This window comes from Argonema galeatum A003/A1 (assembly GCF_023333595.1).
Lineage (GTDB): Bacteria > Cyanobacteriota > Cyanobacteriia > Cyanobacteriales > Aerosakkonemataceae > Argonema > Argonema galeatum.
The window spans coordinates 76747-89763 of the sequence record NZ_JAIQZM010000012.1 but is presented as its reverse complement, the minus strand read 5'-3'; the positions used below and the strand labels follow the sequence as shown (position 1 = coordinate 89763).

At 44.7% G+C, this 13017-nt stretch carries 12 protein-coding genes; all 12 read right to left on the bottom strand.

Annotated features, from left to right (window positions below; genetic code table 11):
* Positions 1–72 precede the first annotated feature (72 nt).
* Positions 73–255 carry a hypothetical protein gene (locus LAY41_RS14880; RefSeq protein ID WP_249099084.1) on the bottom strand — a complete coding sequence of 61 codons (183 nt, stop codon included), beginning with the start codon at positions 253–255 and terminating at the stop codon, positions 73–75.
* 3 nt (positions 256–258) lie between these two features.
* Entirely contained in the window at positions 259–732 is a 474-nt protein-coding gene (locus LAY41_RS14875; RefSeq protein ID WP_249099081.1) for a type II toxin-antitoxin system VapC family toxin, read from the bottom strand.
* A gap of 260 nt (positions 733–992) precedes the next feature.
* Positions 993–1379: a hypothetical protein gene (locus tag LAY41_RS14870; RefSeq protein WP_249099078.1), complete on the bottom strand. Its 387-nt coding sequence runs from the start codon at positions 1377–1379 to the stop codon at positions 993–995.
* Positions 1380–1848: 469 nt separating this feature from the next.
* Positions 1849–2532, bottom strand: a complete 684-nt coding sequence (gene biuH, locus LAY41_RS14865) for a biuret amidohydrolase (RefSeq protein WP_249099075.1) — start codon at positions 2530–2532, stop codon at positions 1849–1851.
* 74 nt (positions 2533–2606) lie between these two features.
* Complete coding sequence (locus tag LAY41_RS14860; protein ID WP_249099073.1) at positions 2607–3995, bottom strand: hybrid sensor histidine kinase/response regulator; 1389 nt, start codon at positions 3993–3995, stop codon at positions 2607–2609.
* Positions 3985–6651: a hybrid sensor histidine kinase/response regulator gene (locus LAY41_RS14855; protein WP_249099069.1), complete on the bottom strand. Its 2667-nt coding sequence runs from the start codon at positions 6649–6651 to the stop codon at positions 3985–3987. The genes LAY41_RS14860 and LAY41_RS14855 overlap by 11 nt, the downstream gene beginning before the upstream one ends.
* A 59-nt stretch (positions 6652–6710) precedes the next feature.
* A complete protein-coding gene (locus LAY41_RS14850; protein WP_249099066.1) occupies positions 6711–7667 on the bottom strand; it encodes a BMP family protein in 957 nt (318 codons plus the stop codon).
* 276 nt (positions 7668–7943) lie between these two features.
* Positions 7944–8651: an ROK family protein gene (locus tag LAY41_RS14845; RefSeq protein ID WP_249099064.1), complete on the bottom strand. Its 708-nt coding sequence runs from the start codon at positions 8649–8651 to the stop codon at positions 7944–7946.
* A 260-nt stretch (positions 8652–8911) separates the two neighbouring features.
* Positions 8912–9862, bottom strand: coding sequence for an ABC transporter permease (locus LAY41_RS14840; RefSeq protein ID WP_249099062.1), 951 nt, complete (start codon positions 9860–9862; stop codon positions 8912–8914).
* Positions 9863–10116: 254 nt separating this feature from the next.
* The gene (locus LAY41_RS14835; protein WP_249099060.1) at positions 10117–11208 is read right to left on the bottom strand and encodes an ABC transporter permease; all 1092 of its coding nucleotides are present in this window, start codon (positions 11206–11208) and stop codon (positions 10117–10119) included.
* A gap of 61 nt (positions 11209–11269) precedes the next feature.
* Entirely contained in the window at positions 11270–12478 is a 1209-nt protein-coding gene (locus LAY41_RS14830; protein ID WP_249099056.1) for a BMP family ABC transporter substrate-binding protein, read from the bottom strand.
* A 142-nt stretch (positions 12479–12620) separates the two neighbouring features.
* Positions 12621–13016, bottom strand: coding sequence for an allophanate hydrolase-related protein (locus LAY41_RS14825; RefSeq protein WP_249099051.1), 396 nt, complete (start codon positions 13014–13016; stop codon positions 12621–12623).
* Position 13017: the final 1 nt, after the last annotated feature.

Below are 13017 nucleotides of genomic sequence, written 5' to 3'. Positions count from 1 at the left end.
GAAGGCAGCCTTTGTACGCGCAAGCCGCGACTTTAGTCGTCAGGCGTTTTTACTGCAAACCCACTAACATCTCTATTCCGTCCGCTGCACCGCATTGTTAGACGGTTGTTTAGGTTGCAATGACACTAACTCTTTTCCGCTTGCAGCCTGTCTCTTTTGCCAATCAGCAAATATGGCTTTAAAGTCATAGTTAAAAGACTTAGCGTGTTCTTCACGAATTCGGTGCAGTTCTTCCAAAATCTCATCTTGCCACATACTCTATTCTCCCATCAGTTCGTAAGGCGTACAAATAATCGGTAGCTGATATCCAAAATCAAGGCAGATTTCAGAAAGCTTTCTCTGAATTTGAGCATTAGCTATATGTTTACAATTCCAGGTTAGCAGATAATCTAGTCTGTGGACTGTAGCCGCAGCAATATGGATTGCATCATCAGAAGCTTTCGAGGGAAGATTGCTTCTTGTGAGGAATTGAGATCCTAAATCTTGTACAGCTTCATTCAGTTCAAGTACAGGCAGATTTTGCAGTATCTCAAGCCTCCTGATTGCCATTTCTAAGTCCCCCTGTGCTGCCTCATCCAAAACAACTTGCGAGATGTAGAGGCTGAATTGACTGCGGCGACTTTCCCACCATTGGCGCGTAATCTCCTTGTTTGCTGCGATAATTGGGTTGTTGCTGGGTCTAGCTGTCAGGTAGCCAACCAGACTGGTTTCGATGTAAACGGTTTCGCTCATGCAAGATAGGCTGTCAACATTTCTATTTTATCCGATCGCCGTGTAGGAGGATGGGAAATAAGCTTTGAGAACTACCTAAATTCGATCGCAACCGTCTTTCTCATCATAGTAGGGGCACGGCGTCTGAGATATTTTGCCGTAGAAAATAAGGTTAACTATGCCGTGCCCCTACACAAAGGTTAATTATGCCGTGCCCGTTCAAAGGCAGCTTCGTCCCGGCAACAGTCTCGTATAGCTTGTAGATAGTCAAGCATCAGGAATCACGTCGCTCTCACAATTTCAAAAATTTGCAGGGCTTGACACTTTTTTGAATTTAACAACTCATTAACTATTGCACATACACTGTGCGATAGAGATCGAACGCTTTCCTGGGAGTTCTGTACCTGATGGAGAGAAGTTGATTTTATGAGGCTATCTTGATATAGAAATGCAAAAAACTCGATTTCTTTTCGGGCACTATACCGCAGCTTTGGCGAAAGTGTCGGCGCTAAAACTACATAGGTTTGTGCGACTTCTTCAAGCAGCTCCAAAATTTCTTCTGGGGGGGCATCGTGATATTCCAATGCCTGTTTAGCCAGCACCTCGATCGGTGTTAAGTCAAAACCTAGTTGGGCTAAGGCTTCTAAGTCTGTAAATTGTACGGTCATGTTGCAAATCCCCTGATGAATACAAAAGGTAGTTGGCGACTGTTGATGAGACAGTCCCATCTCCCCTGGATTCAGCGTTCTAACTTAAAGTTACGGTTGTAATCGCCGATCGCGCTTCATTCAGTTGATTCACCCAATAGGGTGATTGTCGGATCGCCTTGCCGGGGGGTATATAAACTAGACGGTTTCCTCGGCTTCTAGATTAGTCGCGATCGCAATTTGACTGGTACAATCTGTAAGAGTTAGGCTGAATCCAGGCGAGCTAGAGTTCCATATCGTTGTAGATGACGATTAAAGCCACTATCTGCCCTAACTCACCTTCCCGCAGTGACCAGTTGTAGAAATATGTGCGATCGTTATCACAATTTTATATAAGTAACAAACCAGGTTTGGGCTACTGAAAGCCCACACTGACCTAACGGTACAGTGTCGGTAGTTTACATCGATTCTCTTCCTTGTCCCCCTTGTCCTATTTTTCGATCGCTCTGATAAACGCCTCAGAATGCGCTACTGCCCCAAATACACCACCTTGCATCTTAATCATTTTCAGTGCCGCCAGATAGTTGTCATAGTCAGTTGCAGCCGTGCAGTCAGATAGCAGTAAGCATTCGTAACCGCGATCGTTCGCTTCCCTCATGGTCGTATGCACGCAGACATCAGTCGTAATTCCGCCCAAGACAATATTTTGAATACCTTTACATTTGAGTATCAAATCCAGATCCGTTGCATAAAATGAACCTTTACCCGGTTTATCAATTATCGTTTCTCCTGGATTAGGCGCAAGTTCTGGAATAATTTCCCATCCACGTTCCCCGCGTACTAAAATTCTTCCGCAAGGGCCAGTATCGCCAATTCCAGCACCGATCTGACGGCTGCGCCACTGCTTATTTTTCGGCAAATCGGACAGGTCCGATCGATGTCCCTCGCGAGTATGAATCACATGAAAACCTTGGGCGCGAACTACCTCCAAAACTCGCTTAATTGGGCCGATCGGGGCGCGAGTCAGGGATAAATCATAACCCATCTTGTCAACATAACCCCCAACCCCACAGAAATCGGTCTGCATATCGATTATCAGCACAACCGTATTTTCTGGACGCAAATCCCCATTAAAGGGATACGGATACGGATCGGCCTCTACAAAACATTCCATATTCACCAACCTTTAAAGTTCAATGGTATTTATCAAATTATGCCACTTAAGATAGTATCAAAAATAAGTTTTTTTTATTTTTTTATTGGCAAGGTAATTACAAATTCTGTCCCTTTTCCAGGCGCAGAAATACAAGTCATCTCGCCGCCGTGTTTTTCCACCACAATCTGATGACTGATAGACAACCCCAAACCAGTACCTTTTCCCACAGCTTTAGTTGTAAACAATGGTTCAAATATGCGCTCTTTTACTTCTGCCGACATCCCTATCCCATTGTCCTCGATCGCAATCATAACTCTATCTTTGCTCTTTGAAACTTCCGTGCGAATAGTAATAGTATTAGAGCGATTTTTCTTATCTTCATAAGAATTACCTTGATTGTACTCTTCAAAAGCATCAATGCCGTTGGCAATGATATTCATAAATACCTGATTAAGCTGTCCGGCGTAGCACTCAACTAAAGGCAATTCTCCATATTCTTTAATAATTTCAATACTGGGGCATTTATCATGAGCTTTCAGTCTGTGCTTTAAAATTAAAAGAGTACTATCGATGCCTTCGTGAATATTAACTGCCACTTTAGATGAAATATCGGCTCGCGAAAATGTTCTTAAAGAAACACTAATCTGGTTGATGCGCTCCGTTCCCGTTTTCATTGATGAAATTAGCTTAAGCAGATCTTCTATCAAATAATCTAACTCGATCTCTTCTGCACGAGCCTCAATTTCTGCCCCTGGATTGGGAAATTTTTCTTGATAAAGTTTTAAGTAATCGATCAGGTCTTGAATGTATGTTTCAGCGTGGCTAATATTGCCAGCAATAAAGCTGACAGGATTATTAATTTCGTGGGCGACACCGGCAACCAATTGACCGAGACTAGACATTTTTTCTTTCTGCACCAGATAAACTTGAGTTTGTTGTAAATTTTCTAGGGCTTGTCTAAGTTCAGCCGTCCGTTCCTCTACCTGTTTTTCTAATTCCTGTGTCAGCTTTTTTAACGCAATTTCAGCGGCAACACGGTCTTCAACTTCGCGTTTTAGAAGTAGATTTTGTTGTTCAATTATTTTAGTTAAATTGTGCAGTTTTAACTGAGCTTTGACGCGGGCTAAAACCTCCTCTTGCTGAAACGGCTTGGTGATATAATCTACTGCCCCCAAATTCAAACCTTTGACTTTATCCACTGTGTCGGAAAGGGCTGTCATAAAAATTATAGGGATATCTTCAGTTGACGGGTCTGCCTTTAGCCGATGGCAGGTTTCAAATCCGTCAATTCCAGGCATCATCACATCTAATAAGATAATATCGGGTTTGGCATATTGCACCTTTTGGATAGCACTTTCCCCATCTCTTGCCACTAATACTTCAAATCCAGCCTCATCCAGAAAATCGGAGAGTACCCCTAAATTAGCTGGGGTGTCATCGACAATTAACAGGACAGCTTTTGGGGTAGATTCAATGCTCATTTTGTTCAAACCTATATTGACTAATGAACTCCAGAATCTCTTTTTCCTGAAAATTGTTGGCAAGTTGACGCAAATGTGTCGCAAACGGGACACATTTTTCGTCCATCTGCTCTAACTTGGTAGTTTGCCTAACAATACCCTTGAGATTTCCTCTCATAGCTAGATCGAACAAAAGCTCAATTTCCTCTGGAGGTGGAGTAACCCATTTACCATTTTGAATTTGAGACTTAGGAAGTGTAACCTTTCTATCTTGGCTTTCTTCGGCTGGTTTTGGCGTCCGCATTTCCTCGTAAATCCACTCCAGTTCCAAATATTTTTGTAACTTGTGGAGTAGTTCATCTACTTGCACTGGCTTGGGGATGAAATCGTTGCCACCAGCTTCTAAACTCTTGGACTGGTCGCTTTTAAACACGCTAGCGGAGGAAACAATAATAACCACATCTTTCAATTCCGGGGACTGCCGAATGCGCCGCGTCATCTCGAAGCCGTCCAGCACTGGCATCACCAAGTCGGTGATAATTAGGTCTGGTTTAAACTCTGCTGCTTTATCTAAACCTTCTTGACCGTTTGTTGCTTCTACCATTTCAAAACCGATTTGCTCTAGTAGATTGACAATAACGGAGCGATTTTCCCATTTATCATCTACCACCAGGATTTTCGGCGTTTTACCTTCTACGCCAATAATTTTGCCTGACTCAACAATGGTGGCTGAATCTGCCCATTCTTTTGCTTCTGGTAAATCCAAATCTATCCAAAAAATACTGCCAATACCGAGTTGGCTTTTAACTTGGATGGTACTATCCATCATTTGGATAATTTGCTTGCTAATTGCCAATCCGAGTCCGGTTCCTTCTGCTTGAAGCTTGCTGTTCCCTACCTGCTCGAAGGGCAAAAATATCTTTTCTAATTGGTCGATACTCATGCCTACGCCAGTGTCTTCAACCTGGAAACGAATTTTGATAGTTGGTAATTGATGAAATTCTGACCGATGACCGATTATCCCAACATTGAAGGTTACTCCCCCAGTGTTGGTAAATTTGATGGCATTTCCCAGTAAGTTAATCAGCACTTGTCGCAACCGTTTTTGATCGGCATGAATACCAATGGGCAGTTCGGAAGTTGGTTGGTAAACAAAAGAAATGCTTTTTTGTTCTGCACGGATGCGGCAAACTTCAACAACTGCCTCTAAGAAGGAAGGAAAATGGAAATCTTCTGGAGCAAGTTCCATTTTGTTAGCTTCGATTTTAGATATATCTAAAATGTCGTTGATTAAGGTGAGTAAGTGCGAGCCGCACTGATAAATAATATCGATGCCGTGCAGTTCTTTGGCAGTCATGGTTTTTGAACGTTCAAGGATTTGGGCGTAACCTAAAATGCCGTTGAGGGGGGTTCTTAATTCGTGGCTCATGTTAGCAAGAAATTCGCTTTTTGCTCTGTTGGCGACATCAGCGGCTTGCAGGGCTTCGCTAAGAGCGGCTGTCCGTTGCTGGACTCGAAGTTCTAGTTCTTCGTTTGTGTTTGCTAGGGCTTTAAATGACTCCTGTAACTGCTGTGCCATTTGGTTGAATGAGCGAGCTAAAATCCCCAGTTCGTTGCGCGATCGAATGTCTACTCTAGCGTCGAGATTTCCATCGCTAATTTGGGCAGCAGCAGCGGTAAGAGTCTGTAACGGTGAAACAATCCGCCGAGAGAAGAAGAATCCCAGTACTACGGCGGTGAATGTTGCCAGTGAGAGCGCTCCTACCATTGCTAGAATCATGTTGCGGACAGGAGTGTATGCTTCGGCTGTGGGCAATTCTACCACGACGCTCCAATTGACGCTGCGGATAGGTGCGATCGCACCCAGCACTTCGACTCCCTTAAGACCTTGGTAGACTCTCAGGGATTTTTTTTGAGCAGTTAGGCTATCAATGAAGGGAAGCTGTGAAATATCTTCTAGTTTTAAGTTCTCAGAGGCACTTCTTTTTTTGGCAATGACAACCTTGCGATCGTCAATTACGTAGGTATAGCCCGTTTTTCCTACTTGAGTCTGGGAAACAACGAAATCAAGAAATTTTAGATTAACTCTAGCCACTAAAATGCCATCCACTTCATCTTTTTGATTGCGAATTGGGACGGCAATTGTTGTAACTAACTGGCCAATTTCAGGCTCGATGGTAACGGGATTAACATAATCTTCTTGCCGCTTGAATGCCCTGACAAATAGTGGAGAATACTTTATATTACCCAGCCCGACACGACCGTAGGGTGAAACGACTGCAACGGGTTCGCCCTGACTATTAACAATTGCCACCATTTCATAAGCGTCGTTGTGGCGGGTTAAACCATCTAGCAGGGTTTGCTTGGTTTCTAGGGGGAGGTCGGTCAAACCGCGCACTCTAGCTAGGTAACCCAATTTTCTGATCAAGTCATCCATGTAGGCGTCGATCTGTTCGGCGGCAACTTGCGATCGCGCTTTTTGTAGCAGGTCTGACTGTTTTAATTGGGTTTGGAAGCTGGAGTAAATTAATATTCCTCCCGTAGTCAGCAAACTCGATACCACCAAGAAGACCAGCCCAAAACGCAGTTGGTTGGCAATCGAAAAAGTCCAGCGCCAAGTTAAATTGATACTTGGTTTGAATTGATCTGCACTAGCCTTTCTATTATCCCGATCCAATTGAGCCTCCTGAAGAAAGCATTCGAGCTACTGACTTGCTTCATAAAAACAAGGTTAATTTATGGTGAAACATCTATTTTGCCAATTAAAATATCCTCCTTGACTTTGTTCACCACTGCTTCTTGTTCGGCAGTCAGTGAACCCCGAAAAGGAGCTAATTTCTGTACTTTTTCTCGGAATCCAAATTTGTATTGCTTGCCCTCCCATCGACCTTCTCGAACTAGAGTTGCTGCCTGTAGCAATAACCCTGGTGAATCCTGGATGGCACTGGTTAAGACAGTACCTGGAGCAAGTTGATATAGGTCTTGAATCCATCCAATTGTGTAAATACCATGTTTTTTCGCTAATTGATGTAAAGGTAGACAACCTGGATCTGCATTAGTTGAAATAACATCAACGCCAGATTTAATGTGTTTTTCAGCAATTATTTTGCACTTTTCTTTATCCGTCCAATTTCCCACCCATTCAGTTATCACCGTTATATCGGGCTTTGTCGCTTTAGCTCCTCTTTCAAACAAAATAGCCCCCTCTTTTATATGTGGATAATCCATACCTCCAATAAATGATACTTTATTTGTTTTGGTCTTAAGGGCTGCAACTACCCCTGTCAAATAACCTAATTCTCCGCTCCGAAAAGATAGGGCGGCTAAGTTTCTATTGTTACCAGGAAAAGTCCCAAGAACTGCAAATTTAGTGCGCGGAAATTCTTTGGCAGCAATTTCAGCAGATGAAACAAATCGGCCTCCATGACCGATAATTAAATCGAAACCTTCTTTGGCATACTGTCTGAATACATTTGTTACTTGAGTATCGGATAGAGCGTCGGTTTTTTCGGTGTAAGCTATTTTGGCTCCTAGTTGCTTTTCGATCGACTTCAAGCCTTGGTAACCTGACTGGCTCCAGCTTCCATCGTCGATCGCATCTGGTAGGGTCATCGCGACTTTAAAGGTGCTTGGCATCTCAGAGTCAACAGTAGGAGCAGTCTGCCTACCCCAGGAGCCACAGCCGATGGTCATAAAGGTCAGAATTGCTAGAATTATATATGTTACAAATGTGGTTTTTGGGCGCATTTTGTTGAAAAACATTAAGTAACGCAAAGTTGCTAGTTATATAGTTGAGGCTGGTATTAGGTACGTTGTTGCGATGCCGCGCTCTTATCGCAGTTGTAATAAGAGCGCGGCATCGCAACAACATACCCAGAAAGTAACAGACCAACTACGCGATCGCGCACAACAAAAATAAAAGTTTTTCTCACCTGCTGCCCTGCCTATTTAAAAGTGAGGTTTAGCTTGCTAATTGCGCCATAAAGCAATGCCGCCTAATAAACCAGTCACGTTCGGCACGATTTTGACATTTGGAGGCAAATTTATGACGATTCTGTCTGTGTTACCGCCGCCGATGTAAAGGCGATCGTAGTTGAATAAATGTTCGAGGGACGCGATCGCTTTTTCGAGACGCTCGTTCCATTTTTTCTTGCCACCGTCATCTAATGCTGCACGCCCCAGTTGTTCTTCATAGGTTTGTCCTTTGCGAAACTCATGGTGACCGAGTTCTAGATTGGGGACTAATTGGCCGTTTACAAATAACGCTGAGCCAAAGCCTGTACCCACTGTAACTACCAGTTCAACTCCATGACCAGAAATGGCACCAAACCCCTGGATGTCGGCATCGTTGGCTACACGGACAGGTTTCTCCAATTTCTGAGAGAGGGATGTTGCTAAATCAAAATTAATCCAATCTGGGTCTAGGTTGACGGCAGTTTTAATGATGCCGTTTTGCACGACACCGGGGAAACCTACCGATACGCGATCGAATTTGCCTTGTCCCGCCGCGAGTGTTGCTATAGCTGCAATTATAGGTTCCGGTTTAGGCGGTTGTGGTGTCTCTACTCTACTGCGTTCAGTTCGGGGAGTGCCATCTTCGTTCAAAACCATGACTTTGACGCCACTACCGCCAATATCTACTGCCAAAGTTGCAATATTTCCATCTTCTTGAGCCATTGGGATTTCTGTGCCTCTAGTTAATTACATCTTTCTCGATTATCAGACAACAGATCCACCCTTGGTAACAGAAGATCGAACCCCACCCCCAACCCCTCCCCGTCTACGGGGAGGGGGGAGAGGAGAAATACTCCCTCCTCTTCTCCTCCAGAGGAGAAGAGGGGAGTATTTCCCCCCCCTCTCCTCCAGAGGAGAAGAGGGGAGTATTTCCCCCCCCTCTCCTCCAGAGGAGAGGGGGGTTGGGGGGGTGAGGTTCTAGACTAATTTTCGGTTCCCAAGGCCCCTGGTGACCCGCTCAATGTCCGTTTTGGCGAACAAGTGATAATCATGATTGCCAATGTGAAGATGTACGGGGAAGCGTTGAACAGATAGTAATATGAATTGACGCCGACCGATTGTAACGCTGGGCCGATCGCCTGCGCCCCTCCAAACAGCAAAGCCGCATAAAGGCATTGGACGGGATTCCAGCGGGCGAAAATTACGAGTGCAACTGCCATCAACCCTTGTCCGCTGGAGATCCTCTCTGACCAACTACCGGGATAATAAAGAGATAGATAAGCACCGCCGATACCTGCAAGAAAACTTCCGGCTATGATGCTGAACATTCGCACTTTGTAGACGGAAATTCCCATTGCTTTGGCTGCTTCGGGGCTATCGCCAACGGCGCGGATGTATAAGCCCCAACGAGTTGATTTGAAAAACCATTGCATAATGGGTGCGATCGCCACACCAATAAGGAAAAGCGGACTAATTTTCAGCGCGGCTTTAATTGAAGGTATATCGCTCCAATTCCCTAGCTCAAAGGCAGGTAATTGCGGTGCTACAGGTTGAATAAACGCTTTGCCAAAGAAAAAGGCGATCCCGCTGCCAAAGATGATCATGGCGATTCCAACCGCAACATCGTTGACTTTCGGTTGTTGTGACAGCCATCCGTGGATTGTACCCAGTAGCATTCCCGCAACGCCAGCAGTAAAAACACCAAGCCACGGTGCAAGCCAGGTCGGAATTCCGTTTGAACTGCTAAGGTAGGATATTGCATAGGCACTCATAGCTCCCATCAAGAGAGTGCCTTCCAAACCGAGATTAATCTTGCCGCTTTTTTCTGTGAGGCACTCGCCCAAACTAACGAATAGAAAGGGGGCACTACCTCGGATTGTTCCTGCTGCGATCGCCAGCGGCACTCCCCACCAGCCTATAGATTCTGCTGACATGGTAATTGGTGATTGGTGATTGGTGATTGGTGATTGGTGATTGGTAGCATCGGTTGCCTAAAAAATTCGCGATCGCATATCTGCGTTCATCTGCGTTCATCTGTATTCATCTGCGGTTAAATTTTAACCAACGATGACAACAGACAATTTCCGTATTTCACTCATGTACTATCGATGCTACCGGACACGATATGATTGGTAATTGGTAATTGGTAGTAGCTAGCAGATTAGAAAATCTACTAATTACTAACTATTTACGTTTGGATCTTGAGGTTTTCTGATAACGCTTGATTTCGCACTTTTTCTTTAAAGATTGCCAAACGTCCGTACAGAGACTCGCTAAAAAGAATCACCAAGAACACTATTCCTTGGAACACTAAAACAGTTGCATCGGGCAATTGATGAGCCCTTTGCAGGATGCCACCACTAGCAAGAATTCCCCCCAATATAATTGAAACAAATACTGCGGCCAGGGGATTTTGTCGCGCAATAAACGCTACCAAAATACTGCTGTAGCCATAACTAGCATTCAGCGACTCATTAGCTCGACCGTGTACTGCCGCTACTTCCACCATGCCTGCCAAACCCGCAGAGGAACCAGCGAGGAAACAAATTATTAAAGTTAGCTTTCCGACTGGCAATCCGGCGATTTTAGCGGCGCGGATATTTCCACCAACGGTTCTAGTTGCAAATCCGAAAGTGGTACGTTGAATCAGGAAGTAAGCAATTAGGCAAGCAATGATTCCGTAAATTAAGCCAAAGTGAACGCGAGTTCCGGGGATATTTCCCAACATATCGGCGTCGGGAATTGGGTAGCTGGAGGGCTTATTGAGACTGGTGGGGTCGCGCATTGGCCCTCCAACCATGTGATTGAGGAGTGCGATCGCAATATAATTCAATAACAAGCTGCTGATTGTCTCGTTAACGCCTCGGTAATGGCGTAACGCCCCGACTGCGGCAATCCACAAACCACCAGCTACAATGCCTGCTACAGCCATAGCCAACTGCACGATAAAAGGCCCAGCACCCTGCACTGCCAGCCCAGCAGCCACAGCGCTCAAACCACCGATTACAATAGCACCTTCATTGCCGATAATCACCAAACCCAAACGCGCAGGTAAAGCCGTACAAAGAGAAGCCAGCATCAAAGGTGCAGCGCGAATCAGCGTGTTCTGGAATGAAAACCAACTGCCAAAAGCTGCCTTATAAATCGAGCCATATACAGCAAAGGGATTAGCACCCGCCGCCGCACAAAACACGCCAAATATTACCAATGAAACCGCGAGTGCTGCTATTGGAATGCAAATTTTTTCCAGCGTTGTCCGCCACTTTTGTGTAAAAACCATGCTCATAGCGCTCGAACACTTTATCAGTTCTTAATTCAAAACTCAAACCTAAAAACTATTTTTAGCTCGCCGTACTACCAAGCACACCTTCGACCAGCCAATTCATTTTTTCCAGTTCGGGGTTTTCCTGTTTGTACTCTTTAGCCGACGCAACTACTGTTTTGCCAGTATTATCTTTAATTTCTCCTTTGTAAATCACCATGCTGCCATCCATAAACTTAGCTTTGGCGGCATCAGCATCCTTCTTTGCTGCTTCGCTAACAACTGACCCATAGTTTGATACTTTACAAAAACCATCCTTCAAACCACCGCGCACCAAATGCGAGATTCCTCCGTTCATTAAAGTTTTGCCATCGCGAATCATTTCCGCATATCTGGAATAGACATTTGTCCAGTCCCACTCTGCACCTGTGAGATAACCTTTAGGAGCCAGGGTTGCTTGATTCGCATGGTAGCCGCTACAGAAAACACCTCGTTTTTCCGCAGTTTCCATCACAACTTTGGGGCTGTCTACGTGACAGGTCAGCACATCCACTCCTTGGTCGATCATGCTATTGGCAGCTTCGGCTTCTTTAACAGGTAAAGACCAGTCACCCGTGAAGATAACTTGAGTGGTAATCTTGGGATTAACGCTGCGTGCGCCTAAAGTAAAACTGTTGATATTGCGGATTAGTTGAGGGATTGGTTTGGCGGCGACGAATCCTAGTTTGCCTGACTTAGTAGTATGGGCTGCAACAATTCCTGCTATGTATTGAGCTTCGTCAATATAGCCATAGTAACTACCAACATTTTTCGGGTGTTTCCCCTCTTCGTAAAGTCCACCGCAGTGGAAAAATTGCACTTCGGGATAATCTTTGGCAAGTTTCAAAATATGCGGATCGAAGTAACCGAAAGATGTGGGAAATAGAACAGTTGCACCGTCTTGCTCGATCATATTCCGCATTGCTTCCTGTACTTCTGTGGTTTCAGGAACGTTAGCTTGCTCTACGGTTTTCACCCAAGGTAATTTTGATACACCTTCTTTTCCTAGTGCGTGGGCTTGATTGTAGCCATAATCGTCTTTGGGACCGACATAGATGAATCCCATTGTTATTGGCTTGACTGCCCCTGTTGAAGCTGAATTGCTTGGGGTTGATGGGTTTGTTGCACTTGGTGGTGTATTGGGCGTACATCCAGTCCAAAGACGCGAACTAACTCCAAAAGCTGTGGTAGCTAAAATACCACGTATTATTTGACGGCGATTTAGATGCAAGGGGCGTCTAGTACTCACTTTCTAGCCCTCCTTTGAAAGGGGTGAAGGTAAACTTATATTAATTTCTGCTTTAAGACAGATGACAGAGGCTGGATAACGAACTGATTTAAGCATTGCTTAGCATAGAGTTTTGTACTTTGCAATACATTTGGCGCATGGGTTATATTTTATGCTTAGCTGAGTCGGCAATATAGGCACGCCAGCCTCCCCAATGGGTGATTTCGGGCTTACCTTCGCAAAGAACTGATTCGCCTAAAACACCAAGTACTTCTTCGCCATCTGCTAGACGAATTTTGCCGATGCACAATCCAGGTGGTTCTTGCAATAAAATTGTGCAAATTCCAGATGTGGGAACAAGCCAGATTTCTAGTGCGATCGCATTTCCACCTGTACTTACTCGTATCATAGCTGGATGGCGATCGTCTATTGACCACAACCGATAAGTTGCTTCTGTCAAAGCTTCTCGCACAAAAGTAGCACCAACAGCCAATAGGTTAGGATTCAGTTCCAATCCTCGCATTAATGTACCATTTACAGCCAAATGCACGGTTTCCATC